At 44.7% G+C, this 26474-nt stretch carries 24 protein-coding genes; 12 read left to right on the top strand and 12 right to left on the bottom strand.

Features of this window, described 5'->3' with window-relative positions; translation table 11 throughout:
• Positions 1–145 precede the first annotated feature (145 nt).
• Positions 146–937 carry a hypothetical protein gene (locus QK890_RS09655; protein WP_005809185.1) on the top strand — a complete coding sequence of 264 codons (792 nt, stop codon included), beginning with the start codon at positions 146–148 and terminating at the stop codon, positions 935–937.
• Positions 924–1982, top strand: a complete 1059-nt coding sequence (gene metK, locus QK890_RS09650) for a methionine adenosyltransferase (protein WP_005809183.1) — start codon at positions 924–926, stop codon at positions 1980–1982. The genes QK890_RS09655 and metK overlap by 14 nt, the downstream gene beginning before the upstream one ends.
• 102 nt (positions 1983–2084) lie before the next feature.
• Here metK and QK890_RS09645 read toward each other — a convergent pair whose 3' ends face one another.
• From QK890_RS09645 to QK890_RS09605, 9 genes are all read right to left on the bottom strand, one after another.
• Positions 2085–2393 carry a hypothetical protein gene (locus QK890_RS09645; protein WP_008645427.1) on the bottom strand — a complete coding sequence of 103 codons (309 nt, stop codon included), beginning with the start codon at positions 2391–2393 and terminating at the stop codon, positions 2085–2087.
• A gap of 53 nt (positions 2394–2446) precedes the next feature.
• Entirely contained in the window at positions 2447–2752 is a 306-nt protein-coding gene (locus QK890_RS09640) for a hypothetical protein (protein ID WP_080594362.1), read from the bottom strand.
• Positions 2692–2922 (bottom strand): DUF3873 domain-containing protein, encoded by a 231-nt coding sequence (locus QK890_RS09635; protein ID WP_005809176.1) that lies wholly within the window; start codon positions 2920–2922, stop codon positions 2692–2694. Before QK890_RS09635 ends, QK890_RS09640 begins: the two co-directional genes overlap by 61 nt.
• Before the next feature lie 21 nt (positions 2923–2943).
• On the bottom strand, positions 2944–3201 hold the full coding sequence (locus QK890_RS09630; protein WP_005809172.1) for a hypothetical protein: 258 nt from the start codon (positions 3199–3201) through the stop codon (positions 2944–2946).
• A 24-nt stretch (positions 3202–3225) separates the two neighbouring features.
• Positions 3226–4509, bottom strand: a complete 1284-nt coding sequence (locus tag QK890_RS09625) for a PcfJ domain-containing protein (RefSeq protein WP_036872219.1) — start codon at positions 4507–4509, stop codon at positions 3226–3228.
• Positions 4506–4934, bottom strand: coding sequence for a PcfK-like family protein (locus tag QK890_RS09620; protein ID WP_005809166.1), 429 nt, complete (start codon positions 4932–4934; stop codon positions 4506–4508). The genes QK890_RS09625 and QK890_RS09620 overlap by 4 nt, the downstream gene beginning before the upstream one ends.
• A gap of 16 nt (positions 4935–4950) precedes the next feature.
• The gene (locus QK890_RS09615) at positions 4951–5166 is read right to left on the bottom strand and encodes a hypothetical protein (RefSeq protein WP_005809164.1); all 216 of its coding nucleotides are present in this window, start codon (positions 5164–5166) and stop codon (positions 4951–4953) included.
• A gap of 7 nt (positions 5167–5173) precedes the next feature.
• The gene (locus QK890_RS09610) at positions 5174–5509 is read right to left on the bottom strand and encodes a hypothetical protein (RefSeq protein WP_005809162.1); all 336 of its coding nucleotides are present in this window, start codon (positions 5507–5509) and stop codon (positions 5174–5176) included.
• 1178 nt (positions 5510–6687) lie between these two features.
• A complete protein-coding gene (locus QK890_RS09605) occupies positions 6688–7737 on the bottom strand; it encodes a DUF2027 domain-containing protein (RefSeq protein WP_005808517.1) in 1050 nt (349 codons plus the stop codon).
• A gap of 80 nt (positions 7738–7817) precedes the next feature.
• On the opposite strand from QK890_RS09605, the gene QK890_RS09600 reads away from it, so the two are divergent.
• Both QK890_RS09600 and QK890_RS09595 read left to right on the top strand, forming a co-directional pair.
• On the top strand, positions 7818–9038 hold the full coding sequence (locus QK890_RS09600; protein ID WP_234211932.1) for an S-adenosylmethionine:tRNA ribosyltransferase-isomerase: 1221 nt from the start codon (positions 7818–7820) through the stop codon (positions 9036–9038).
• 3 nt (positions 9039–9041) lie between these two features.
• Positions 9042–9572: an NUDIX domain-containing protein gene (locus QK890_RS09595; RefSeq protein ID WP_234164062.1), complete on the top strand. Its 531-nt coding sequence runs from the start codon at positions 9042–9044 to the stop codon at positions 9570–9572.
• 119 nt (positions 9573–9691) lie between these two features.
• Here the strand turns inward: QK890_RS09595 and QK890_RS09590 are convergent, their stop codons facing one another.
• A complete protein-coding gene (locus QK890_RS09590) occupies positions 9692–10234 on the bottom strand; it encodes a glutathione peroxidase (protein WP_005781482.1) in 543 nt (180 codons plus the stop codon).
• Positions 10235–10296: 62 nt separating this feature from the next.
• Positions 10297–12639, bottom strand: coding sequence for a GH92 family glycosyl hydrolase (locus tag QK890_RS09585; protein WP_234211869.1), 2343 nt, complete (start codon positions 12637–12639; stop codon positions 10297–10299).
• Positions 12640–12817: 178 nt separating this feature from the next.
• On the opposite strand from QK890_RS09585, the gene QK890_RS09580 reads away from it, so the two are divergent.
• From QK890_RS09580 to hydF, 8 genes are all read left to right on the top strand, one after another.
• Complete coding sequence (locus tag QK890_RS09580) at positions 12818–17137, top strand: CusA/CzcA family heavy metal efflux RND transporter (RefSeq protein WP_269096714.1); 4320 nt, start codon at positions 12818–12820, stop codon at positions 17135–17137.
• A gap of 20 nt (positions 17138–17157) precedes the next feature.
• Positions 17158–18045, top strand: coding sequence for an efflux RND transporter periplasmic adaptor subunit (locus tag QK890_RS09575; protein ID WP_005808529.1), 888 nt, complete (start codon positions 17158–17160; stop codon positions 18043–18045).
• A 28-nt stretch (positions 18046–18073) separates the two neighbouring features.
• The gene (locus QK890_RS09570) at positions 18074–19135 is read left to right on the top strand and encodes a sensor histidine kinase (protein WP_022011089.1); all 1062 of its coding nucleotides are present in this window, start codon (positions 18074–18076) and stop codon (positions 19133–19135) included.
• The gene (locus tag QK890_RS09565) at positions 19132–19911 is read left to right on the top strand and encodes a LytTR family DNA-binding domain-containing protein (protein ID WP_005781490.1); all 780 of its coding nucleotides are present in this window, start codon (positions 19132–19134) and stop codon (positions 19909–19911) included. Before QK890_RS09570 ends, QK890_RS09565 begins: the two co-directional genes overlap by 4 nt.
• Positions 19912–19999: 88 nt before the next feature.
• Positions 20000–21469, top strand: a complete 1470-nt coding sequence (locus tag QK890_RS09560) for a monomeric [FeFe] hydrogenase (RefSeq protein ID WP_005808533.1) — start codon at positions 20000–20002, stop codon at positions 21467–21469.
• Positions 21450–22487, top strand: coding sequence for a [FeFe] hydrogenase H-cluster radical SAM maturase HydE (hydE, locus tag QK890_RS09555; RefSeq protein ID WP_005808535.1), 1038 nt, complete (start codon positions 21450–21452; stop codon positions 22485–22487). Before QK890_RS09560 ends, hydE begins: the two co-directional genes overlap by 20 nt.
• A gap of 12 nt (positions 22488–22499) precedes the next feature.
• A complete protein-coding gene (gene hydG / locus QK890_RS09550) occupies positions 22500–23918 on the top strand; it encodes a [FeFe] hydrogenase H-cluster radical SAM maturase HydG (RefSeq protein ID WP_005781494.1) in 1419 nt (472 codons plus the stop codon).
• Positions 23915–25099, top strand: a complete 1185-nt coding sequence (gene hydF / locus QK890_RS09545; RefSeq protein WP_005821877.1) for a [FeFe] hydrogenase H-cluster maturation GTPase HydF — start codon at positions 23915–23917, stop codon at positions 25097–25099. The genes hydG and hydF overlap by 4 nt, the downstream gene beginning before the upstream one ends.
• A 131-nt stretch (positions 25100–25230) precedes the next feature.
• On the opposite strand, the gene QK890_RS09540 is transcribed toward hydF, so the two are convergent.
• Positions 25231–26427, bottom strand: coding sequence for a 6-bladed beta-propeller (locus tag QK890_RS09540; protein ID WP_005821878.1), 1197 nt, complete (start codon positions 26425–26427; stop codon positions 25231–25233).
• Positions 26428–26474 lie beyond the last annotated feature (47 nt).

The following is a 26474-nucleotide window of genomic DNA, read 5'->3' as shown; positions in this document are numbered from 1 at the left end:
CAACATAAACTCCGATGAAGTTGGGGATGCTTTATCGGAGTTTATGTTATATCAATATTTTAATTGATGGTCAGTACTTGATTTTACAAGTGACTCATTCAAGTAGTTTCGCTTTTTTCATGTAACTTTGCAAAAAATAAAGGATATGGATAGACAATTACCGTATGAGATAAGCTACAAGACGATTGCTTTTTGGCGCAATATCGAAAATGGATTCCTCTGGAGTACATTCATATGTTCAATATTACTCCAAACGTTCCAAATAAATTGTATAAGCCATTCATTAGATTCTATAAAATGGATTGCTAATTTGTTTAATGTTTTGAATTATATTTCTATTATAGGGTATGGTATATTATATATAATCGTAGAAATTATAATGCAACCTATGGCTGCTAATGAAAGACGGAAAGGATTTATCGACAATTCATTAGGCACGAAATTGCTGGAAAAGCCAGTTTTGAATTATTACGATAATGATTCTATTGAGAAAGGACCATATAAAATGTTGGTTAATTGTTATGAGAATTGTTTTTTTACATATAATATCATTAAAGTGATGTTGCCTAAAATGGCAATAAAGAACACAATACTATTTGGTTTGCTTTTGATATTTGCATACTACGGAATAAAAGATAACGTCGTTGCCATACCATTCTTGCAACTATTTTTATCGTCATTGTTCTTAATAGAACTGATATACCACATAGCATTCTTTTTTAGATTAAAGAATTTGTGTGATAAATTCAAACAAATTTTTAGCACACCTAAATCAACTAAAAATAAAACTATTCAGGATGCTATATATATGGTACTTGAATATGAAACGACATTGGCATATAATAAATCTCCGAATAGTAATTCTGTGTACAAAAAACTAAACAATAAATTAACAGAAGAATGGAGCTGTATAAAACAGAATTATGATATTCGATAATTTAGACAAATATACAACAGAAAGTGTATTACAAGGACATCCCGATAAAATATGCGACCAAATAAGTGATGCTCTTTTGGATGCTTTCTTGATGCAAGATTGTAATGCCCATACAGCAATAGAATGCTTGGGAAGTGGTAATAATTTAATTGTTGCTGGAGAAATTAGTACTCAAAATAAAAGGGTTGATATTGAGAAAATTGTCAATGATGTATATCAATCCATAGGCTATTGTGAAAAATTAAACATACTGAACTTTTTGACTTCACAATCAAGACAACTAAATGATGCTGTTATGAACGGTGGAGCTGGCGACCAAGGTATTGTGTATGGTTATGCTATAAACAATCAATATAATTATCTTCCGTATGGTGTATATTTATCTAATTTAATAGCCAAAGAGATTGATACGTATAGAAAGAGCGTAGATTATCTCCTCCCTGATGGGAAAGTACAAGTCACAATTAGCGAAAATAATCTTGAACAATTGATAATCAATGTACAGCATAAGGAGAATATTCATCCAGATTTCATTGAAAATGAAATAAAACAGAAGGTTTTAACTCAACTGATTGATTGTATAAATGTAGATATTCAGATAAATAGGAAATCAAAATTTTATAAAGGTGGGTTTGTTAACGATACAGGATTAACTGGTCGTAAAATAATGATAGACACTTATGGCGGTTTGGTAACACATGGCGGAGGTGCTTTTTCTGGAAAGGATCCGAGCAAAATAGATAGAAGTGCTGCTTACATGGCTCGATTTGTTGCAAAAAACATAGTCGCAAACGGATTAGAAAAAGAATGCAAAATAGCAGTGGCTTATTTGTTTGGAGAAGAACAGCCTACCATGCTAAATGTTTCCACAGACAAAGAATCCAATTCTACAAAATTGAAACAATTTATTCTATCAAAATTCGATTTTAGACCTAATGCAATAATTGAGTTGTTAAAATTAAAGAATCCTATATATCAACCAACTTCTATATACGGACATTTCTCTAATCCTAATTACAATTGGGAACAAATCATATCTTTATAAGACTGGTTTTATCGAAGATTGGCACAGAGGTTTCTTTGCTACTTTCTTTGTCCGCCATCATGCTCACTGAAAGAAAGTAGGGCGGCTTTCGCCGCCCACCTCTCAAAAACGGGTGTAAAGCCCCGTCACCATCGTGAACATTTCCTCCAGCATATCGCAATATATCCCCTCGTGCGTTTCAATGTCCTTCGTCTTACACTCGAATGTCTTTTTACTGAACGTCCTGCGGTAGAAGCGCATATTGTAGAGGTCTGCCCCTGCATCATAGATGATGTCAAGGCGGTTGGCACTCGTCTTGTTCCTCGCAAGGCTCATGCGTAAGCCGTTGCCCATGTCTATGAAGTCTTTGCTTCCCGTCATGGCGGCAAAGCGTCTGCCACCTATCTGCTCCAAAATCGTCTTTGCTATCATATTCATTCTTCTTTGGGTGTTATGTTCGGGCGGTGCGGACACCGCCTAAACGCTCAAAATTCTGTTTTCTCGGCTATTGGTGTGTTCCGTTCCAACCATGTTTTCACACACTCCATATTGTACTCGCTCGTTATGACTGCCGTGTGGCTGTCAATGGCGGTAAACCGACTGCTCTCATAGTCCTCTATCCACCCTTTAAGGGTTTCCACTCCCCACGCTTCGGCATCGTCAAAGATGCCGTCCAATTCCGTGATAGGCTTGCCGAACTTGACTATCAGCGTTTGGTAGCCTGCTTCGTTCATTGCTTGTCCTCCTTTCCTCTTTTTGCCGTCAGCCACTTGTCCCGTGTGGCTCGGCACTCGTCCAACGTGGGTTTCACACAAGAGAACAATTCCCCGTCCGTGTGGCGGTAGTCGTATTGCACAAGTGTCCGCTTGCGTCTGCCGATGCCTGTTTGGAACTTCTCGTATTTCTCTGTCCCTGCTTTCGTGCAGGTGCTTACTCCGTTGATGGTCATCCGTGTACTCATAATCGTTGTTTTTTTAGATGGTTAGAAATGTACTGACAAAACTCTGTTCTGCATCACCATTTCGGGATTGCTTGTGTAGCGTTGGTGCATGTAGAAATGGTGTGAGCCGAAGCCGTAAAGGAAGAACTTGTCAAGTTCGTGCTTCTCGGCAAAGTCCTTGACACTTGCCCTTAACTGCTCCTCACTTTGACAAAAAGTGAGGAGGTTCATAAACTCAAGGAACATCGTGGGAATTTTATCGTCCCACAAGCAAACCATACTTTCAAATCTTACTTCCATATTGTTCTGTATTATAGGTTAATGTTATGCTGCGTTCATCCGCTGACGGATAAGTTCGGTATTGTCCTCCACAAGCCGGATGATGCGGTCATGGTACTCGGTATTGGAATTGCATACCCCTCTGCTCTGTACCACTTTCAGCGTTTTCAGTGACACTTCTATCGTTTCAATCCGTTTGCCGTCAATGGTGGCGGATAGGATAAGGGAGTTTGCCTTGTTATGATAACCGCCCACACAATGGTGCATCATCCGTCCTTCCTCTACCATTTCCTCAACGCTCTCTATGACCTTGATGCAGATAAGGCTGTCAGAGAACACAAGTCCGAAGAAGATGCCTTTGGCTTTCAGATAGTTCTTCTCGTCTTCAATCGCCTTTTGCCGTTGCTGTTCCGTCCGCTCACGCTCCCTTTGCAGGTTGCGTTTTCTCACCAACTTATCGTGTTCCGCTTTGAGGTCGGCAGGGCAGACGTATTTCGGGCTGTTCGTGTCCTTGCCAAAATGACGCAGGAGGTCAATGGTGTCGCACCATACGGAGCCGTCCGAAATGGTGTAACCGTTGCGGATGCAAATCTTGACGGATGCCCAATACCGTCCCATATCAAAGGAACTACGGATATAATGCCGCAACATGGCATATTGCCCTGCTTTCAAGAGTGTTTCGGCTCGGCTGTCGGAAAGGATAGCCGTGAAAAGGTCATACGGCAGTGTGTTGTGATAGTCCCCATTGAAGCCGTTGCGTTTCAGTTCGGGGATGAAACGCTGTCGGGGATAGGTACACATAGGTGCTATATCGTATGCGTGAAGCCTGTTGTTCTTGCGTACCTCCATGTCGCTGTATTCAGACCATTGGTCATAATACAACATTGACATTCCACGCAGTCGGGCAACGGTCGTTGTCTTTCCATCGGGCGAAATCCACCTCTGCACCACTTCATAAATGGAATACTCGGCTGCCTGCCCTGCCTTGTATCGGGACTTGACGAAGAAGAAGCGTATCACTTGGTATTGCTTGCTGGTGGTGACGATGGAGAAGTATTCGTTTTCGCTGAAAACGCTCTTTCGGGTGCGCAACGCTTCCAATGACATACCGCAATGGGGGCAGGTACATCCGCAAAGGGTGTCCGCAAGGTCGTGGTCGCTCTTCCACGAATGTCCGCACTCAGTGCAGATGTTCGTGCCGTCCGCTCTCTTGATTGCGTAATGCTTGAAGCAATGGCGGAAAGCGTATGCCTTTTGCGTGGCGGTCAATCTCGGTAGTCGCTTGCTCAGCCGTGCGACTTCCTGCTGTATCTGTGTTCTCGGTTTCATAAGCCTAAATCAAATAATGAGGGTTGTTGTACTTCTTGGGTGGTCGCTTTGGTGGCGGTTCTCGGCTTGTTGCGGTTCTGCAACTTGCGGACTTCCTCCTCTTGATATTGTCGGAGAGCCTTCTGACGTGCCTCCGCCTTTTCCTCTGTGGTGAGTTCCACCACGTGGTTCACGGCTATCTGACACTGGATAGGCTTGCCCACCTCTATCTCGTTCTCGTCATAGTAGTGTACGGCTTGTCCGTATATCTCCCCGTCCGTGAAGCCGTTGCAACCGCTTTTCTGCACATAGTTCAGAATGTAGGTCACGCAGTCATCTATGTTCTTGGCAGGGTTGCGGTAGTTCTTCGCAAAGAGCGCATCTTCCGCTGCACGTTGCTCCAAATACATCTGTATCGTTCTCTTGAAATGGTCTGTCGTTTTCATATCGCTGTCGGTAAGATTAAAGGGTGAATAACCAAAGGATGAAGCCGAATAAGGCGATTGTGGAGAGGATAGCCACGATTATGCCTATCGCCACTCGGAACACTCCGTTTACTATCTCTCTGACGATGCCCCAAAGGATGCCGGATACCCAAAGGACGATGCGCATGATTAGGGTGCATATCGCAAGCCCTATGTATTGCGCCACTTGTTTGAAGTCTGCCGTTGCTGTCATATCCTCGCTATTTTTCAAGTTCTACAATGTTGTCTATCCTGCCGTATAGGTATCTGCGAAGTCCGGTCTTGTCTGTTGCCTTGTATTCCGTCCAATGTCCGTATTGGCACACGATAAACGTGCGGAGTACATCGGAGAAGTCAAACCTCCAGCCTTGCAGGAGTATTGCGCTCTTGAAATAGGTGTTGCTGTTCACGTTGCGTGTAAGCCAATCCTTTTCCTCTCGGTTCATCTGTCCTCCGTTGTTCAGTTTCTCACGAAGAATGTAAACCTTACTGCCTTTTAGTGCTTCCAATGTTGGCACTTCCCAAGCCACGAATTTTGTTGCCATTGTTGTTCCCATATCCGTTCTGTTTTTGATTTTTTGTTTTTAATGCGGATTCAAGAGCTGAGGGAGTTGAGTTTCAAACTATCTTATCTGCCTCTCGTTTATCCGACATTTTTTTTATGCGTCTTTCTGTCGCATCGGTCGTTTTCGTTTCGGGTGCTTAAAAAGGTAGGGATTAGGGAATGCAAGTTTTTTCGGGAAAAATACTACCCGAAGGGCTGGAGATTTTTCCCGAAAACAGGAGGCTTGACCTTGCTTTCCCGTCAAATCCCGGAGTTACCTTTGCGCCCAGAACGGAAATGACTGCCTGATGCGACTCACTGAAAGGCGCGAAAATGGAGGTAAACGGAAGTAGAGGCAGATTAGACAGAAAACTTCAAAAGAGAAATCCGTGAAAAAAGGAAGTCCCCCCAAAAAAGGACATAGTCGGTAGCGTGAAACCGGGCAAACCACCTGCAAGGAAGTATGGTTTTATCTGTCTGGCCGGACGTGTCGGGGCGGGCAGATAAAATCATTCTTCCCGGTTTGCCAGCTGTGGGTGACGGCTTGTTCCATTTATGGGCAAACGGTCATACACGGCTTTCCGCTTCCGGCTCAAAAGAACAGCGAAAAAGAAAAATCATCTGAAAAACCGTAAAAGCACCTCTTCGGCATAAGCACAAAAGAAATGGGCCTTGCCTCATCAGTCTAAACTGTCGTTTAGGCGTGAGGCAAAGCTCTTTTCTCCGCTTATGCAGTAGTCGGCACACGTTCGTTCAAAATCCTTTTGGGCGATGGTGTGCCGACGAATAAAGCCGCTTTTACGGAAAAACTTGTATGAGATAGAAAAAAATCAGGGAGATTCATATCAAAATCTCCCGTTTTATTGTTACTTTTGCATACGAAGAGTTCTTTGAAGGTTACGCAACGCGCAGAAGAATAATGCAGCAGATAACTAACTAAATCGTAACCTATTACTATCATGAGCGATTAACATATGCTCATTTCCAATAAAATACACTATTTTCGTAACTTCATAGAACAAAGATACAAATTATACATCAATGTATAATACATCAATGTATAATTTTAGTAATTATCCACATTTCTTTCATCCTTCCACCCGTTTACACTGCATCAATTCACTTAATTTCCTTTTTTGTCACCTCTCTAATTTCAGAAACACGCACATCCCAATAACAGGCATAGAAGCATCATTTTATGGTCACCATGGTTGCTCCGAAACCATATTCCTGGAAAGAAGCATCCTGATAGCGGCAATTACTATATTTTCGCTTTAATTCGTCAATCAATGCTTTGCGAAGCACTCCGTCACCTTTACCATGAATGAAAACTATTTTTTGTTCACGTTTGGTTTTGTACTTCTCCATCACTTCACGGAATTTATCCAACTGATAATTCAGTATCTCGGCATTCCCCATGCCACGTGTGTCATCCAGCAACTCGTTGATGTGCAGGTCCACTTCAAGAATATCATTTTTCCCGCCACGTTTTACGATAGGCTGCGACTTGGGTTTATCCACTTCTTTCTTCTGGATCAATACGGATTGCAATTCTTCGGCCGAAACAAATACCTGACGGGTAGGAACATCGTCTTTCACAATGTCATAAACCAGTGCCGGTTGTTCAAAGAAATCGGACTCACGGAAAGTATGAAGTTTATAGAACTTCACCGTATCGATACGCAGCTCCACACAAACCGCAGGTTTCAAAGGCGCTGTCCGTCCATCTTTAAAAGCAATGAACTGAACGGCTACATGCTCCATTTCATTCAGCATATCTTTAGTAAACTCTTCCAGCAAAAGCTTCGTATTGGGTTCCACCAGTCCATGCGAACGGGTTTTCCAAGCCTTTCCTTCGGCACTCTGATACGTATAATACAAATAATAATTGCTGTCATTCACCAGATAGGCCTCGAATGGAGTACTGCTGATAGCTTTCACATCTTCGGGCACATAAGCCAGAAAAACATTTAAGACATCGCCACCCCGCACTTCGGCCGGACGAACTACCGGAATCTCAGGCTTTACCGGTTTGACGGGTTCTTCGGGTTTCTTTGGCGCAGGAGCAGCCTTCCGGGTCATATTATAATCATCCGTATCGATCACCACACACTCGCGTATCTGCATCGGGATATCAAATCCATCAGCATCTTCCACCAATACAATATCTTTTCCCCGGAATCCCTTTACGATTCCTCCGCCCACCTCACTGAGGAAGCGCACTTTATCACCTATTTTCATCGTTCTGTTTACAATTTACCATTTACAATCTACAAATTAAGGCAAATATAACTACTTTTGTCGTCGCAAAGAAAGAAATGATGAAAGAAAACCCGAAACATATCCGTATTAGCGAATACAATTATCCATTGCCGGATGAACGCATCGCTAAATTCCCGTTGCCTATGCGGGACCAGTCTAAGTTACTTATTTACCGTCACGGCGAAGTCAGCGAAGATGTATTCACCTCCTTACCGGAACACTTGCCTGCCGGAAGTCTGATGATATTCAACAATACCAAGGTTATTCAGGCACGACTCCATTTCCGCAAAGAGACAGGAGCCTTAATCGAAGTTTTTTGTCTGGAACCGATTCAACCTAACGACTATGTACTCAATTTCCAGCAAACGGAACATGCGGCGTGGCTTTGCATGATCGGTAACCTGAAAAAATGGAAAGACGGTCCGTTACGTCGTGAAATGACTGTAAAAGGTTTCCCCATCACCCTGACGGCTACTCGTGGCGAGTGTCGTGGAACCAGTCATTGGATAGATTTCAACTGGGATAATCCGGAAGTCACCTTTGCCAATATTCTTGAAGTATTCGGCGAGTTACCCATCCCTCCATATCTCAACCGGGATACGGAAGAAAGTGATAAAGAGACCTATCAGACAGTCTATTCAAAAATAAAAGGCTCGGTGGCCGCTCCTACGGCAGGTTTACATTTCACCCCTCGTGTACTGGATGCCCTGACCGAAAAAGGGATCGACCTCGAGGAACTGACCCTCCATGTTGGCGCCGGTACTTTTAAACCGGTAAAAAGTGAAGAGATAGAGGGGCACGAAATGCATACGGAATATATATCCGTATCACGCAGTATTATCAAAAAACTGATAGACCACGACGCTTGTGCCATTGCTGTAGGAACAACTTCCGTACGTACCCTTGAAAGTCTCTACCACATCGGTGTAACGCTGGCCAACAACCCGGAAGCTACGGAAGAACAATTGCGTGTAAAACAGTGGCAACCTTACGAAACGGAATGTGACGTACGCCCTGTTGTAGCTTTACAGAAAATATTAGGTTATCTCGACCGTCACGATATGGAAGCATTGCACACCAGTACACAAATTATTATTGCTCCGGGGTACGAATACAAAATAGTCAAAGCAATGGTTACCAATTTTCATCAGCCACAGAGCACCCTGCTATTATTGGTCTCGGCATTTGTCAAAGGGAACTGGCGTACAATTTACGACTATGCACTCAGCCACGATTTCCGCTTCCTGAGCTACGGCGATTCATCCTTATTAATACCTTAAGATATGCAAAGCGATAATAATCAGGAAATGTTTCCCATCGTAGACGAACAGGGAACTATTACAGGAGCTGCTACACGCGGCGAATGCCATAGCGGAAGCAAGCTATTGCATCCGGTTGTCCATCTGCACGTATTCAACTCAAAAGGTGAACTTTACTTGCAGAAACGCCCTGAATGGAAGGATATACAGCCGGGCAAATGGGATACCGCCGTAGGCGGACACATCGATCTGGGAGAGAGTGTAGAAATAGCTTTAAAGAGAGAGGTCGCCGAAGAATTAGGTATCACGGACTTCACACCGGAACTCCTGACAAGCTATGTCTTTGAGTCTTCCCGTGAACGGGAGTTAGTCTTTGTGCATAAAACAGTATACGACGGAGCAATACATCCCAGCGATGAATTAGACGGCGGACGTTTCTGGAGCCATGAAGAAATCAAAACGAATTTAGGAAAAGGTGTCTTCACACCGAACTTTGAAAGTGAAATAGAAAAAGCAGGGATTTTCTCTTCTACTTCCCCCAAAGAGGCTGTGTAGAAACTCTTTTCACTACGGAGTAACACAGAGTAGCACAGAGTCTTTTTATTAATAATCAACAACTTAAAATCGTCTCTGTGTTACTCTGTGTCCTCTGTGGTGAGTTTTGACACATTAAATCACTTCTTTTCTATCCAACTGATAATAGTCTCAGAAAAAGGACTTTCTTTAGGAGCTGCGAAACCGACCCAATTTCCGTTTTCGTCAATCATAAACTTCTGAAAATTCCACTGTACGGGCGCATCCTGCTTCCCGTTCAGTTTCTTCTCAGTCAGCCACTGATAAAGTGGAGCCATATCTTTACCCTTTACCGAAATCTTGGCCATCATCGGGAAAGTAACATCATAATTTGCCGAACAGAACTTGGCTATCTCTTCGTTCGTACCCGGTTCTTGCCCCATAAAGTTATTGGCAGGAAAAGCTATAATCACAAAATTTCGATCTTTATACTGATCGTACAATTCCTGTAACTCGGCATACTGCGGCGTCAGTCCGCACTTGGAAGCGACATTAACCACCAATACCTTCTTGCCTTTAAGGTCTGCCAGTTTATACTCTTTGCCATCTATGGTCTTCACAGAGAAGTCATAGAACGATTTACTCTGCGCAGCCATCGATAATGAGAGTACCAAGACTGCTACAAAAGAAAAAATTGCTTTCATATTCTATTATTTGGTTCATCAAATAATTAACAAGCAGCCCGGACAGAATGTTTGAAAACGTTCTACTCCTCAGACATCGAATAAGGTTTAGCCTCCTTGGCAAGCCCTCTCTTCTTGTTTGGAGAAGCAGACATTTCAAATTCAAGTATTCCCCCTGCCAAGAGATCGGCATGGGTAATATACATTTTATCGTAAACTTTTCCGTTGAGCTTTGCCTGTCGAACATAGCGGTTGCGATCGTTCACTTTCGGCGCTTTTATCTCAAAAGTGTTTCCATTAGGCAGATTCATACGGATGTATGGAAGATAAGGTGCTCCCAACACGTATTGATCGGTACCCGGACAAACGGAATAGAATCCCATTGCCGTAAACAGATACCAGGCAGACATCTGCCCGCAATCGTCATTGCCCCCCAGACCGTCAATATCATTTTTGTACATCCGGTTCATCACCTCACGCACCCAATATTGTGTTTTCCAGGGCTGGGAAGTCCATGCATACAAATAGGGAATATGATGACTGGGTTCGTTGCCATGCACGTACCCTCCTACCAAACTCACCTCGGCGATATCTTCATTCTTTTCATAATATTTCCGGGGAAGTGCCATAGAGAAGAGTGTGTCCAGCCGGTTGACAAATTTCTTTTCACCACCCATCAGCCCGATCAATCCGGTTACATCATGCGGCACATGGAAAGAGAAATTCCATGAGTTTCCTTCAATAAAACCTTCACCGTAGGTCTGCATAGCATCAAACTCTTTCTTAAATTCACCGTTGCTATAGCGAGGGCGGGCAAAACCGACAGAAGCATCAAAAACATTCCGATAATTATCCGCCCTTTTCTTATAAATATCGGCTAACCGTTTATCTCCCGCCAACAAAGCCACCCGGTAAATGGTCCAGTCGTCATAAGCATATTCCAACGTAGTAGATGCAGCCGTTCCACTCTGATCAAAAGGCACATATCCCAATCGTTTATACGATTCAATGCCTTCATAATAAGACACATTTGCCGTATGATCCATCGCCGGCAAAGCCTCCCGGACGGATATTCCGGCACCTTTGACAATCGCGTCAGCCAAAGCAGATACAGCATGATAACCGCTCATACACCAGCCTTCATTCCCCATCAGACTCCATACCGGCAACATGCCATGCACACTCTGCTGCTGATGCCGAATCATAGACTGCACCATGTCTCTATTCTGCCGGGGTTTAAGCAAATTCAAAAAAGGATGTTCTGCACGGTACGTATCCCATAAGGAGAAAATAGTATAATTGGTAAATCCTTCGGCTGTATGGATATTATGATCGAGCCCGCGATAACTACCGTCTACATCCATATAGACAGACGGATTAATCATCGTATGATACAGTGAAGTATAAAACATGGCAAGCTGGTCAGGGGTTCCTTTGGCCTCAAGCACATCCAATTCACGATTCCATGCCGAATGTGTCTCGGCTGCCAGCCGGCTGAAAGTCTTTCCGCCGGCCTCAGCCTGCAAATTTTTTAAAGCCCCTTCTGTGCTCACTGCCGAAAGAGCGACTTTAATTATCAGTTCCGGATTCTGCCGGGTATCGAAGTTGAAATAAGCCACCAGTTTTCGTCCGGTCATTTCCGGGAAATTCCGGTCGGTATTGAACCGTCGCCAGAATCCTTTATACAAAGCCTTCTCTTTATCTGTATATCCATAGTCTTTGATGGGTTGAGACAAGGATATGGCAAAATAAGTATAGTTGGTGCGGGCCCACCCGTTCGTGATACGATACCCCGTCAGCAATGTATCATTTTCTACGCGTATATTAGCCCACAACGTTTTCCCGTCATAATTATAGATGCCGTGTACCAGGTCAAGAATAATGCGTCCGTCGGCACCGTCCGGAAAAGTATATTTATGTATCCCTACCCGTTGGGTAGCTGTCAACTGTGCTTTTATACCGTAATCTGTAAGCTCCACTTCATAATAGCCCGGACGAGCCACTTCAGTTTCATGGCTGAAACGGGAACGGTATCCTTCGTCTGGGGTGTCCGCCCTTCCGGGATTCAGTTTCAATTCACCTGTAGCAGGCATAATCAAGATATCCCCCAGATCAGAATGTCCCGTACCACTCAAGTGGGTATGACTGAATCCTACTATTGTTTGATCGCGATGCTGGTACCCGGCACAATATTCATATGCATTTTTTTGATAAACTCCATCCACATTGTGAGGAATTGTATCCGTATCAGGGCTCAACTGTACAAGTCCGAACGGAGCGCAGGCCCCGGGAAAGGTGTGCCCCATACCATTGGTTCCGATAATGGGATTGACAAGTGCGCATACATCCGGTACCGCCGGCTGTTGAGCCGTCACTGTCGTAAATGCCGGGATGAATGCCAGCAAGGAAAGTGCTTTTTTCTTCATAATCATATTATTGTGATGTGTTGTTGATATGCAAAGATAGCCTTTTTCAACAATTCCGTTCCACTTCATTCCCACATTTTGCCATTTCACCTGCCAATCTTTCCACCTCGCAATTTTTCATCAACAACAAAAGTTTCAGCGATCTACCTTTGTACCGATATTCAAACACTTAAGGATTATGTTTAAAGCTATCGTACGTTTTTCTATAAAGAAGAAACTATTCGTAGGACTCACTACCCTCTTTCTTCTTATCGGAGGCATTTATGCGATGATGACCTTGCCAATTGATGCCGTACCGGATATCACCAACAATCAGGTACAAATCGTAACTGTCTCGCCGACACTTGCCCCACAGGAAGTAGAGCAACTGATCACAATGCCCATCGAAATTGCCATGAGCAATATCATGAATGTGGAAGATATCCGTTCGGTAAGTCGCTTCGGACTATCGGTAGTGACAGTTGTATTTAAAGAGAGTGTACCGACCTTGGATGCCCGGCAACTGATTAACGAACAGATACAATCCGTAGCAGGAGAAATTCCATCGGAATTGGGTATGCCAGAAATGATGCCCATCACTACCGGATTGGGAGAAATCTACCAATATATCCTAAAGGTAGAATCCGGTTACGAAAACAAATATGATGCGATGGAACTCCGCACAATTCAGGATTGGATGGTGAAACGCCAATTATCCGGCATACCGGGTATTGTGGAAATTAATAGTTTTGGCGGATACCTGAAACAATATGAAGTAGCCGTTGATCCGGATGCGCTCTTTTCGCTGAATATTACCATCGGTGAGGTGTTCGAAGCTTTAAGCAAAAACAATCAGAACACCGGAGGAAGCTATATTGAGAAGGCTCGAAATGCTTATTATATCCGTTCAGAGGGAATGATCAGCCGCACTAAAGACATCGAGCAGATTGTTGTTGCCAACCGCAACGGCATTCCTGTGCACATTAGTGATGTAGGTACTGTCCGCTTTGGAGCTCCAAAGCGGTTTGGCGCAATGACCAAAGACGGAAATGGTGAATGTGTAGGAGGCATTGCGATGATGTTGAAAGGAGCCAACGCCAACGTTGTGACACAAGAGTTGGAAAAAAGGGTAGAAAAAATACAGAAACTATTACCCGAAGGGGTAAGTATAGAGCCTTATCTGAATCGTTCGGAACTTGTCAACCGAAATATCTCCACCGTCATACACAACCTGATAGAAGGTGCAATTATCGTATTCGTAGTACTTATCATTTTCCTGGGTAACGTACGTGCAGGGCTCATCGTAGCCTCAGTTATCCCACTGGCCATGCTGTTTGCATTTATCCTTATGCGTATTTTCGGTGTGACAGCCAACCTGATGAGTCTCGGTGCCATCGACTTCGGTATTGTGGTAGACGGTTCTATTGTAATAGTAGAAGGTATATTAGCTCACCTCTACGGCAATAAACTAAAAGGCCGCACTTTATCAAAAACAGAAATGGATGAAGAAGTGGAGAAGGGTGCTTCGGGGGTAGTACGTTCGGCTACATTTGCCGTTTTCATCATCCTGATCGTATTCTTCCCCATCCTGACTCTGAACGGAATTGAAGGAAAATATTTCACTCCAATGGCAAAGACACTGGTATTCTGCATTATCGGAGCCCTATTACTCTCTCTGACTTATGTACCGATGATGGCTTCCCTCTTCCTGAAACACACCATTGTGGTAAAACCTACGTTTGCCGACCGTTTCTTTAAAAAACTTAATGTCATATACCAACGTTGCCTATGCTTCTGCCTGCGTTTCAAATGGCAGACAGTCACTATAGCTTTCGCTGCTTTAATAGGTTCTTTCTTACTCTTCGGACGTTTGGGAGCAGAATTTATCCCTACTTTGGACGAAGGCGATTTTGCCATGCAAATGACATTACCGGCCGGAAGTTCACTCTCTGAAAGTATTGAAGTATCCAACCAGGCCGAAAAGGTTTTGATGGATCAATTTCCGGAAATCAAACATGTAGTTGCCAAAATCGGAACTGCCGAGGTTCCTACCGATCCAATGGCTGTGGAAGATGCCGATGTGATGATTGTAATGAAACCCTTCAAGGAATGGACCTCTGCTTCGAGCAGGGCAGAAATGGTAGAAAAGATGAAAGAAGCCCTCCTGCCTTTAGAGAACCGTGCAGAATTCAACTTCTCTCAACCCATTCAGTTGCGTTTTAACGAGCTGATGACCGGAGCTAAGGCTGACATAGCGGTCAAGCTATACGGCGAAGACACTCACGAACTTTATGCAAAAGCGAAAGAGGCTGCAAAGTTTGTCGAACAGATTCCGGGCGCTGCCGATGTCATTGTCGAGCAAACCATGGGATTACCCCAACTGGTAGTAAAATACAACCGGGGGAAAATAGCCCGTTATGGCATTAACATCGAGGAATTAAACACAATGATCCGTACAGCTTATGCCGGCGAAGTAAGCGGAGTAGTATTTGAAAACGAAAGAAGATTCGATTTGGTAGTACGCCTCGATCAAGAGAAAGTGGCAGACCTGAACCTCGACAAACTCTTTATCCGTACTTCAGAAGGAGTACAGATTCCTGTCAGCGAAGTGGCAAGTATTGACCTGGTAAGCGGTCCGCTCCAAATTAACCGGGATGCCACTAAACGCCGCATCGTGATCGGAGTCAATGTGCGCGATGCCGACATTCAACAGGTAGTATCAGAAATCCAACAAACATTGGACAAAAACATCCGGTTGAAACCGGGATATTATTTTGAATACGGGGGGCAGTTTGAAAATCTGCAGAACGCCATCCGTACACTGACTATCGTAATACCGGTAGCCCTGATGTTGATCCTGTTGATTTTATTCTTCGCTTTCAAGAATGTAACCTATACACTGGTGGTATTCTCTACAGTGCCATTATCATTAATAGGTGGTATCCTGGCTCTTTGGCTACGCGGACTCCCGTTCAGTATTTCGGCAGGAGTAGGATTCATCGCATTGTTTGGGGTATCTGTGCTCAATGGAATTCTGATGATTAACCACTTCAACGACTTAAGAAAACAAAATAAATATGCCATGACCACTAATCAGATTATAAAAAAAGGAACACCACACCTGCTACGTCCGGTATTCCTAACCGGGCTGGTAGCTTCATTGGGTTTCGTACCGATGGCCATTGCCACATCCGCCGGAGCTGAAGTACAACGCCCACTGGCAACTGTTGTAATCGGAGGCTTGATTCTATCAACCATATTGACCCTGATTATCCTTCCGGTTTTTTATAAAATAGTAAATGCGACAAGTGCCGGTTGGAAACAACCTAAGAGACGGTTGCATCTGTTCATCCTGCTACCGGCACTTCTGCTGAGTGCCACCGTCACAGCACAAGCGCCACAAACCGTCAGCCTGGAACAAGCAATAAAAATAGCCAGACAGAACCATCCAAGGCTTAAGACAGCCACAACCGCCATCCGGCAGGCACAGGCCACAAGAGGCGAGATTGTAGAAGCCTCCCCTACCACATTCAGTTACTCCTGGGGACAACTGAACGGCGAAAACAAGAAAGATAAAGAAATGGTTCTCGAACAAAACCTGGGTTCACTATTGACACCGTTCTACAAGAATACTCTTGTCAACCGTCAAGTACAAACCGGCACTTACTACCGCCAAATGGTAGAAAAAGAAGTAACGGCAGAAGTAAAACGTGCATGGGCTTATTATCAGTATGCTTCAGCAATATGTTCACTTTATCGCGACCAAGATCGCATGGCTGCTGAATTAAAGCGCATCAGCGAACTGAGATACGAACAAGGAGAAATCACCCTGTTGGAAAAAAACATGATGGCTACATCGGCTGCGGACCTGCACAACCGACTCTTTCAGGCACAAGAAGAAGAAAAAATGGCTCTTACCCGTTTTCAATGGAGTTGCTACGCAGATGCGCCCATCATACCGGAAAACACGAGCATGCAGCTCTTCCCGACAAATATTCAGCCAGGAAGCGTATCCGAAGCCCATCTCGGATTTTTCAACAGCCAGATTTCCGAAACACGGGCAGCACTGAACGTAGAGCGCAGTCGTTTCTTTCCGGAACTCAGCATAGGATATAGCCGCCAAAATATTCTGCCCCTGAAAAATCTGAATGCATGGATGGTGGGGGTATCATTTCCTATCTACTTCTTACCACAAAAGAGCCGGATCAGACAAGCAAAACTTGCCGCTTCTGCCGCACAAATACAAGCAGAAGCCAATATTCGCGAATTGAACAATAAAGTTACTGAACTGAGTGCCACCTTACGCCGTCACGAAGAGAGTCTCCGGTTTTATACTTCGTCTGCACTCAAAGAAGCAGACGAATTAATCAAGGTGGCTAATCTACAATTGCGACACAGCGAAACGAGCATCGCGGAATTTATCCAATCGGTCAGTGCCGCACGTGAAATACGCAAAGGTTATATCGAAACGGTATATCAATATAACATCGCCTCACTGGAGTATGAACTTTATCAATAACCTGTTGAAACATAAATAATATGAAAAGAATATTTTATCCCATTCTCTTGTTGGCTCTTATAGCATGCAAAGAGACAAAACAAACTTCCGAAACAGCAACAACAGCTCCTTCCATCGCTAAGGTACAAACAGATACTACTGCTACGCAAGTGGATGGAATTACATCAGCCACCTCAAAACCCAATCAAGTATCTTTCAACGGAACTATCGTACTATCTCCCCAACGCCAGGCCACCGTAGCCCTTACCATGGGAGGAGTAGTAAGAAACACTTCACTTTTACCGGGACAACAGGTGCAGAAAGGTACCCTGCTGGCAACCCTTGAGAATCCGGACTTCATCATGTTGCAACAGACCTACCTTGACAGTCATGCCCAAACAGAGTATTTGCAAGCGGAATATGAACGCCAAAAGTCACTCTCAGCCGAACAGGCCGCTTCGCAAAAAAAGTTTCAACAAAGCAAAGCAGACTACTTATCAATGAAAAGCAAACTGGAAGCTACAGCTGCACAACTTTCCTTATTAGGTATTACCCCTGAAGAATTATTGAAAAGTGGTATACAGCCTCTGTTGCAGGTGAAAGCTCCTATAAGCGGCTATATCAGTGATGTAACCATGAATATAGGCAAATACATTCAACCCGGAGAAGCGCTTTGTGAGGTCATTGACAAATCATCTCCCCTACTCTGCCTGACAACTTATGAAAAAGACCTGGCAGATATGAAGGTAGGCAGCCCCGTCCAATTCCGGGTAAACGGCATGGGCAAAACAGTATTTAAAGCTACCTTGGTCTCAATCGGGCAGAAAGTAGATGAAACGAGTCGTTCACTCGAAGTATACGCCCGGATTGACAGCACCGCTCCACAGTTCCGTCCCGGCATGTATGTAACAGCAAGAATACAGAAATAATCCGGTAGATTATCTTATCTTTGTTCCCATGAAAAGAATCAGAGCTCTATATAACGATAAATACCTTCTGTCCACGGTTATCATTTCAATGGCTGTGGCGGTACTTATCCACTTCCCCGAATCCGTCTCCCTCTTTGACGGGTTTGAGAGCCATACCCTTTTCCCGGGCATGAAATTTGCAGATGTAGCCAACGAGATTATCTTCACTTTCCTCTCACTATTGGCCCTGTTCGCTGTCAACACAAGATTGTTTCATTTCAATCAGACCTCGATGAAAATCACGTGGCAAAAGATTGTTCTCTCTTTTGTACTGACCTGGATATTGAGTAACCTATTGGGACAATGTTTTGTCTATCTGCACAAAACATTCGATATTCCCGCAATCGATGCCATGGTACACCACTACCTGCACCCATTACGCGATTTTATCATGTCATGCCTTGTCACCAGCAGTTGTTACATCATCTACCTGATCCGCCGTCAACAACAAGTAATCATTGAGAATGAACAATTGCAGGCAGAGAACATACGCAACCAGTTCGAAGTATTGAAAAACCAGCTGAATCCACATATGCTATTCAATTCGCTCAACACGCTGCGTTCACTCGTCCGTGAAAATCAGGACCGGGCACAAGATTACATTCAAGAATTGTCACGCGTATTACGCTATACATTGCAAGGCAACGAATCTCAATCTGTCACCTTACGTGAAGAAATGGATTTTGTATCGGCCTACATCTTTCTTTTAAAAATGCGCTTTGAAGATAATCTGCAATTCGAAATTGACATAGAATGTAACCTTGAAGACTATTTTCTACCACCTATGTCGATACAGATGTTAATTGAAAACGCTGTAAAACACAATGAAATCAGTAACCGTCGTCCGCTCACCATCACAATCGTCACCAATCCGGAGGGCAGCCTCTCTGTAAGTAACCCTATCCAACCTAAACTGACAGCAGCCACCGGTACCGGCATCGGACTGGCTAACCTCGACAAACGTTACCATCTCTTGTTCCGGCAGGAAATACAAATCACAGAAGATAGTAACTTTACCGTTCGTATACCCCTCATCCGGAAATACCCATGAAAACAATTATCATTGAAGACGAAAAAGCAGCAATACGGAATCTGACTTCACTCCTCACCGAAGTCTGTCCGCAAATAGAAATGGTGACGGAACTCGACAGCATTGCCGGCACCATCGAATGGTTTGCCAGCCACCCTATGCCTGAATTGATATTTATGGATATCCATCTGGCGGACGGTTCGGCATTTGAGATATTCGAACACATCCACATCACATGTCCCATTATTTTCACGACTGCCTACGACGAATATGCTTTACGGGCCTTCAAAGTCAACAGTATCGATTATCTGCTGAAACCCATCGGACGAAAAGATGTAGAACAGGCACTGGAAAAGTTATCTCTCTTCAGTTCCAACACATCCGGACCCGCTGGCCTGGAAACAGACGAACTGTTGAAACTGATACGTTCATTAAAAAAACAAGAAAGCTATAAAACCCATTTCCTGATTCCAGTGAAAGGGGATAAACTACTCCCGGTTTCGGTCGATATGATCATGTTGTTCTATATCAAAGACTGCCAGGTGAAAGCTGTCCTGACAGATAATACGGAATACTCCTTTCCACAGACTCTTGATGAGTTGACGGAATGTCTGGATCCGGCACTCTTTTTCCGCGCAAACCGACAATACCTGCTTTCACGAGAAGCTATCAAAGATATAGACCTCTGGTTCAACAGCCGCCTCTCCATCAATCTACGTCATCCGGTTGCGGGGGAAAAGATTCTGGTGAGCAAGGCACGTGTAGCCGAGTTTAAAGAGTGGTTCTGTGTTAAATAATTAAGGAATAAAAAACAAATATTAATGCAAGCTTGCAGGATACCCCTGCAAGCCGTATCTTTGTAACCCTAATTCTAAATACTCAAATATGGCTTTCACCAACAACGTAATGATTGTACGCCACAAGTTGCTGGCAAAACTGGTAAATCTCTGGAAAGAGAACAAACTGACTAATGAAATTGACAGACTTCCCATTGAACTGAGCCCACGCCGTTCACGCCCGCTCGGACGCTGCTGCATCCACAAAGAGCGTGCAGTGTACAAATACAAGCTGTTCCCGTTGTTGGGCTTCGACATGACAGATGAAACAGATGAACTCACTCCGCTTTCAGAGTATGCCCGTCACGCCCTGGAGCGTAAAAACGAACAAAAAGAAAACATACTCTGTGTCATCGACGAGGCGTGTTCATCCTGTGTACAGGTCAATTACGAGATAACCAACCTCTGTCGTGGTTGTGTGGCTCGCAGTTGCTACATGAACTGTCCTAAAGACGCTATCCGCTTCCGGAAAAACGGACAGGCAAAGATCGACCATGACGCCTGTATCAGTTGTGGAAAATGCCATCAAAGTTGCCCGTACCACGCTATCGTATTCATTCCGGTACCCTGCGAAGAAGCCTGCCCTGTGAAAGCCATCAGCAAAGACGAAAACGGTATCGAACACATTGACGAAAACAAATGCATCTACTGTGGCAAATGCCTCAACGCTTGTCCTTTCGGGGCTATCTTCGAAATCTCACAAGCCTTTGATGTGCTCGAAGGTATCCGCCGCGGTGAAAAAATGGTTGCGATTCCCGCTCCTTCCATTCTCGGACAATTCAACACATCGATCGAGGCAGTATACGGTGCACTCCGCCAAATGGGATTTGCCGATGTGGTCGAAGTGGCTCAAGGAGCCATGGATACCGTAAGCCACGAAGCTGCCGAACTGAAAGAAAAGCTGAAAGAGGGACAACCATTCATGACAACCTCTTGCTGCCCATCCTACATCGAACTGGTAAACAAGCATATACCGGGAATGAAGCCTTATGTTTCTTCTACCGGATCACCGATGTATTATGCCGCCCGTATCGCCAAAGAACGCCATCCGGACGCAAAAATCGTATTCATCGGCCCATGCGTAGCCAAACGTAAAGAAGCCCGTCGCGACGAATGTGTAGACTATATACTCACTTTTGAGGAAATGGCTTCCATCTTCGAAGGATTGGATATCCAGCTTGAACAGACACAACCGTTCTCTGTACTCTACACTTCAGTGCGCGAAGCACACGGCTTCGCACAAGCCGGAGGCGTGATGGGAGCGATTCAGGCATATCTGGGCGAAGAGGCAAAGAGATTCTCTGCCATCCAGGTTTCAGACCTGAATAAGAAAAACATAGGTTTACTGCGTGCTGCTGCCAAAACAGGCAAAGCGCAAGGACAATTCATCGAAGTCATGGCTTGCGAAGGCGGATGTATCAGTGGCCCCAGCGCCCATAATGACGCTGTCGGCGGACGCCGGCAGTTGAACCAGGAACTGATAAAACGCCGCGAATCATATGAAGAGACTCATAGATAAATTAAAAGAGGAACACACCCTCACCAACGAAGAGTTTGCACACCTGCTATCGCATTATGATGACGAAACTCTGGCATACATCAACCTGCAGGCACGCGAAGTGGCAAACGCACACTTTGGAAAAGGGGTCTACATACGCGGACTCATTGAAATAAGTAATCACTGCCGGAACAATTGCAAATACTGTGGTATCCGGAAAGATAATTGGCAAGCCGACCGATACCGCCTCAGCAAAGAAATGATTCTGGATTGCTGCGAACACGGCTACAAGCTCGGCTTTCGCTCATTCGTTCTTCAGGGAGGAGAAGATCCGAAACGATCTGATTACGACATGGAGGAGATCATCGCGGAAATCCGCCGGTGCTATCCGGAGTGTGCCATTACATTATCCATCGGCGAGAAACCATCGAAAGCCTACGAACGCTATTTCATGAAAGGAGCCAACCGCTACCTGTTACGTCACGAAACAATCGACAGGGGACATTACTATTGTCTGCACCCTTACGAAATGTCCAACGAGAGGCGTATCAAATGCCTCCACGAGCTGAAACGAATCGGTTATCAGACAGGAACAGGTATCATGGTGGGCAGCCCTCTTCAAACTGTAGAATACTTGATAGAAGATATCCGCTTTATTGAAAGTTTTCATCCGGAAATGATTGGCATCGGCCCCTTCATTCCCCATCAGCGAACTCCATTTTGTGACGAAAATCCGGGCAGCGTGGAACTGACCCTGTTACTGCTTTCCATCTTCAGGCTGATGCACCCCCAGGCGCTGATCCCTTCGACAACGGCATTGGCAAGCTTGGCACCGGATGGAAGAGTACGTGGCATCCTTGCCGGAGCCAATGTGGTCATGCCCAATCTGTCACCCATTATTGTGAGAAATAAATATGACCTGTACGACCAGAAAGTAGCTTTCGGTGCCGAAGCTGCCGAAGGACTTGCCCTGCTGGAAAAGCAACTGGCAGATGTCGGATACCACATCGACTACAGCAGGGGAGACTATAACGACTAATCAATAAACGATATGTATAAAGTAGATTCACCTGATGCCACCGACTTCATCGACCATCAGGAAATAATTGAAACTCTGGAGTATGCCCGTGCGCACCGAAATGACCGGAAACTGATTCGGGAACTGATAGAGAAAGCCCGCACTTGCAAAGGACTCACCCACCGGGAAGCTGCCATATTGCTGGAATGTGTTGAAGAGGACCTGACTGAAGAAATATTTCGTCTTGCCAAAGAAATCAAACAAAAATTCTACGGCAACCGCATCGTAATGTTTGCTCCGCTTTACCTATCCAATTATTGTGTCAACGGTTGTGTATATTGTCCGTATCATCTCAAAAACAAAACTATCGCCCGCAAAAAACTGACTCAGGAAGAAATACGCCGGGAAGTGATTGCCCTGCAAGATATGGGACACAAACGTCTGGCACTTGAAGCCGGCGAAGACCCGGTGCGTAACTCCATCGACTACATATTGGAATCTATCCGCACCATCTACAGCATTCATCATAAAAACGGAGCTATCCGCCGGGTGAACGTAAATATCGCCGCCACAACAGTGGAAAATTACCGCAAACTGAAGGAGGCGGGTATCGGCACCTATATCCTCTTTCAGGAGACATATCATAAAGAGAACTATGAACAGTTGCACCCCACAGGCCCCAAAAGCAACTATGCCTACCACACCGAAGCCATGGACCGTGCCATGCAAGGGGGAATTGACGATGTGGGAATGGGAGTCCTGTTCGGACTGAATACATATCGTTACGATTTTGTAGGCCTGCTGATGCACGCCGAACATCTGGAAGCTGTCTATGGTGTGGGACCACATACCATCAGCGTTCCACGTATCTGTTCGGCAGACGACATCGATGCCGGAGACTTCGAGAATGCTATTTCCGATGAAATCTTCCGGAAAATAGTAGCGGTCATTCGCATCAGCGTCCCCTATACCGGCATGATCATCTCTACACGCGAATCACAAAAAACCCGTGAAAAAGTACTCGATCTGGGCATTTCACAGATAAGCGGAGGCTCACGGACCAGCGTAGGTGGATATGCCGAAACGGAAACTCCGGAGGAAAATTCTGCGCAGTTCGATGTCAGCGATACCCGTACACTGGACGAAGTAGTTAACTGGCTTCTGAAACTCGGATATATTCCCAGTTTCTGTACAGCCTGCTATCGTGCGGGACGTACAGGTGACCGGTTTATGTCACTTGTCAAATCGGGGCAAATAGCCAATTGCTGTTCACCCAATGCGCTGATGACCTTACAGGAGTATCTGGAAGATTATGCTTCGGAAGAAACGAAAGTCCGCGGAGCGGCCATGATAAAACAAGAAATGCAACACATCCCCAATCCCAAAATCCGGGAAAGGGCCTTGGAAAACCTGAAGCAAATAGCAGCGGGAGAAAGGGATTTCAGATTTTGAAAACAACTCCGCTCTCCAACCGCCTGCATATTGCCCTGTTTGGTAAGCGAAACAGTGGCAAGTCGTCATTGATCAATGCACTGACCAATCAAAATGCTGCTTTGGTATCGAATATCGCCGGTACCACTACCGACCCTGTATACCAACCGATGGAGATACACGGCATCGGCCCGTGTGTATTCATCGACACGGCCGGATTCGATGACAACGGTGAACTGGGGTCCCTGCGTATCGAACGGACTGTGCAAGCAGTGGACAAAACCGACATTGCACTGATGGTTTGTTGTGATACGGAGTTATCCGAAGAGAAGCGATGGATAGAACTGCTGAAAGAAAAAGGCATCCCCTATCTACTGATACTGAACAAAGCCGATCTGTCAGAAAACCCGGAAGAAACAGCCAACGAACTGGAACGGCAGACAGGAGAACGTCCTCTGATTGTCAGCGCCAAAGAGAAAACAGGCATGGACTCTATCTGCAGGTCCATCCTCCAAAAACTACCGGAACTGGGCGGACAGCCGGATATTGTGGGCGATCTGGTTAACAAAGGCGATGTAGTTCTACTCGTCATGCCACAAGATATTCAAGCTCCCAAAGGACGGCTCATCCTGCCACAGGTACAGACGCTACGCGAATTGCTCGACAAGAAGTGCATCACCCTGAGTTGCACTACCGACCAGTTAGACAGTGCCCTGAATGTTTTGTCAGCCCCTCCTGCACTGATCATCACCGATTCACAAATCTTTAGGACCGTATACGAGAAAAAGCCGCCACAAAGCCGGCTGACCTCCTTTTCGGTATTATTCGCCCGGTACAAGGGAGACATTGACTACTATACCGAAGGAGCGTATATCATAGACCAGCTGACGGAAAACTCCCGTGTCCTGATAGCCGAAGCCTGTACCCATGCTCCCCTGTCCGAAGACATCGGCAGAGTGAAACTTCCGCGAATGTTGCGCAAACGGATCGGAGAGCAACTGCATATCGATATTGTTTCCGGAAATGATTTCCCTAAGGACTTGAATTGCTACGACCTGATTATCCATTGTGGAGCATGTATGTTCAACCGCAAACACGTTCTGAACCGGATAGCCAAAGCTAAAACGCAAGGTGTCCCGATGACTAACTATGGGGTAGTTATCGCATATATCAATGGTATTTTAGAACAGATAGATAAATAGGCTATCCCCAATACCCTAATAGTATTAGCTCAGAAAAAAGGTTATTGCAATGTTACAGATGCAAAAGTGCAATCAAACCATAACCTGAAACAACAGGGAATTTATCCAAGGAGTCCGATATATTAAGAATATTATTTTATCTTATATATGATAAAAATCGGGTTTTCATTCGTGTTTCTCTTTTGCAATTCTTGTGGTATAGTAATTTTTGTATGTTCTTCAAACGTCTCTATCTCGTAAGGTGTCACAACCTGCACCAGATTATTTCCTAAAGAACGCCCCCATACCGGAAACTGGTTATACCCCTTACTACCTACCATGCCTAACTGCATATTGATATCAGCTAAGTTGGAAGCACTTGTCTCAGGAATATCACACTGTTCCACAACTGTTTCTCCACTGTGTTTATCCACCGAAGCCACATAATACTTCTTATTCAACATCATGCGCAAATAAAAACGACGAGGTGTCTCAAAAATATCGCTTACAAAAATATCGCCATCAGCAGGAAACCTTTTAATATCTCGAATATTGAGTCCACGAATAACCTCTTCATCCGAATTGCCTAATCCGGCCACTAAAACAGGCTGTATGGTGTCTGCCGACAAACGAAAAACAGTATCGTTACTGGCTGTTTTAAACAAGACTGAAGACTGCTTTCCACCTGAAGGTGAACCCATTACTCCAAATGTAAAGCCTGAATCTTCTCGAGGCACCAACGGCAAATAGAAATCATTCTTGGTGATTATCGCCTCGCCATCCTCTTGAAATATACCAATACCAAAACTGCCACCCTGGAAAGGCATAAGAGGCATGGCGATGGCGCCAATGCGCTTACTACCGAGGTGATGAGCATAGATGATGGGAGAATTTATAGGTAGGTCTTCCACAAACGTGCCTTCCAATGTATATACGCCAACCTTATTGCCGATGACGTAGAAACGGTTATCAGTCTCATCAGCCTGTATAAAACCTATCATACCATTAAAGTCATCGGGACCTTGACCTTGGCGAAGAAATGTACGCAAGAAGTGTCCTTGGCGATCGAACAGTACAATACGAGCTTCCTTGCCCACCAATACATAAATATATTTGCTTGTGATGGCAAAATCGACTACACCGTCTATCAATGAAGCATTGTCACTGGTCATTTCTAAAGGGATATATTCGACTGACTCTATCTCATCAGCAATAGACAAAGTTGCCGGCGAACGAAGTGCTTCACGAACGGAAGCGGTTAATAGACCCGTTTGGTTGACTTGATTTAAATTACAAGATGCCAAAACAAATACGCTAATGGCAACCATGAAAAAAGATTTTGTGTTCATCATGTTTTAAAGTTATGTTTTGGTCAAAGATACAAAACATTTATTAT

This window comes from Bacteroides sp. NGMCC 1.200775 (genome assembly GCF_040798045.1).
Lineage (GTDB): Bacteria > Bacteroidota > Bacteroidia > Bacteroidales > Bacteroidaceae > Bacteroides > Bacteroides hominis.
This window is presented reverse-complemented; position numbering and strand designations above follow the sequence as displayed.

What these genes read in the sequence shown, in the direction of transcription:
- QK890_RS09575 (WP_005808529.1), top strand. Translation starts at nt 17,158, where the DNA reads ATGAAAAGAATATTTTATCCCATTCTCTTGTTGGCTCTTATAGCATGC.
- QK890_RS09630 (WP_005809172.1), bottom strand. Translation starts at nt 3,201, where the DNA reads ATGGAAGTAAGATTTGAAAGTATGGTTTGCTTGTGGGACGATAAAATT.
- QK890_RS09655 (WP_005809185.1), top strand. Translation starts at nt 146, where the DNA reads ATGGATAGACAATTACCGTATGAGATAAGCTACAAGACGATTGCTTTT.
- QK890_RS09565 (WP_005781490.1), top strand. Translation starts at nt 19,132, where the DNA reads ATGAAAACAATTATCATTGAAGACGAAAAAGCAGCAATACGGAATCTG.
- QK890_RS09560 (WP_005808533.1), top strand. Translation starts at nt 20,000, where the DNA reads ATGGCTTTCACCAACAACGTAATGATTGTACGCCACAAGTTGCTGGCA.
- QK890_RS09540 (WP_005821878.1), bottom strand. Translation starts at nt 26,427, where the DNA reads ATGAACACAAAATCTTTTTTCATGGTTGCCATTAGCGTATTTGTTTTG.
- QK890_RS09645 (WP_008645427.1), bottom strand. Translation starts at nt 2,393, where the DNA reads ATGATAGCAAAGACGATTTTGGAGCAGATAGGTGGCAGACGCTTTGCC.
- QK890_RS09585 (WP_234211869.1), bottom strand. Translation starts at nt 12,639, where the DNA reads ATGAAGAAAAAAGCACTTTCCTTGCTGGCATTCATCCCGGCATTTACG.
- metK (WP_005809183.1), top strand. Translation starts at nt 924, where the DNA reads ATGATATTCGATAATTTAGACAAATATACAACAGAAAGTGTATTACAA.
- QK890_RS09600 (WP_234211932.1), top strand. Translation starts at nt 7,818, where the DNA reads ATGAAAGAAAACCCGAAACATATCCGTATTAGCGAATACAATTATCCA.
- QK890_RS09620 (WP_005809166.1), bottom strand. Translation starts at nt 4,934, where the DNA reads ATGAAAACGACAGACCATTTCAAGAGAACGATACAGATGTATTTGGAG.
- QK890_RS09595 (WP_234164062.1), top strand. Translation starts at nt 9,042, where the DNA reads ATGCAAAGCGATAATAATCAGGAAATGTTTCCCATCGTAGACGAACAG.
- QK890_RS09580 (WP_269096714.1), top strand. Translation starts at nt 12,818, where the DNA reads ATGTTTAAAGCTATCGTACGTTTTTCTATAAAGAAGAAACTATTCGTA.
- QK890_RS09625 (WP_036872219.1), bottom strand. Translation starts at nt 4,509, where the DNA reads ATGAAACCGAGAACACAGATACAGCAGGAAGTCGCACGGCTGAGCAAG.
- hydG (WP_005781494.1), top strand. Translation starts at nt 22,500, where the DNA reads ATGTATAAAGTAGATTCACCTGATGCCACCGACTTCATCGACCATCAG.
- QK890_RS09635 (WP_005809176.1), bottom strand. Translation starts at nt 2,922, where the DNA reads ATGAGTACACGGATGACCATCAACGGAGTAAGCACCTGCACGAAAGCA.
- QK890_RS09610 (WP_005809162.1), bottom strand. Translation starts at nt 5,509, where the DNA reads ATGGGAACAACAATGGCAACAAAATTCGTGGCTTGGGAAGTGCCAACA.
- QK890_RS09615 (WP_005809164.1), bottom strand. Translation starts at nt 5,166, where the DNA reads ATGACAGCAACGGCAGACTTCAAACAAGTGGCGCAATACATAGGGCTT.
- QK890_RS09570 (WP_022011089.1), top strand. Translation starts at nt 18,074, where the DNA reads ATGAAAAGAATCAGAGCTCTATATAACGATAAATACCTTCTGTCCACG.
- QK890_RS09605 (WP_005808517.1), bottom strand. Translation starts at nt 7,737, where the DNA reads ATGAAAATAGGTGATAAAGTGCGCTTCCTCAGTGAGGTGGGCGGAGGA.
- hydE (WP_005808535.1), top strand. Translation starts at nt 21,450, where the DNA reads ATGAAGAGACTCATAGATAAATTAAAAGAGGAACACACCCTCACCAAC.
- QK890_RS09590 (WP_005781482.1), bottom strand. Translation starts at nt 10,234, where the DNA reads ATGAAAGCAATTTTTTCTTTTGTAGCAGTCTTGGTACTCTCATTATCG.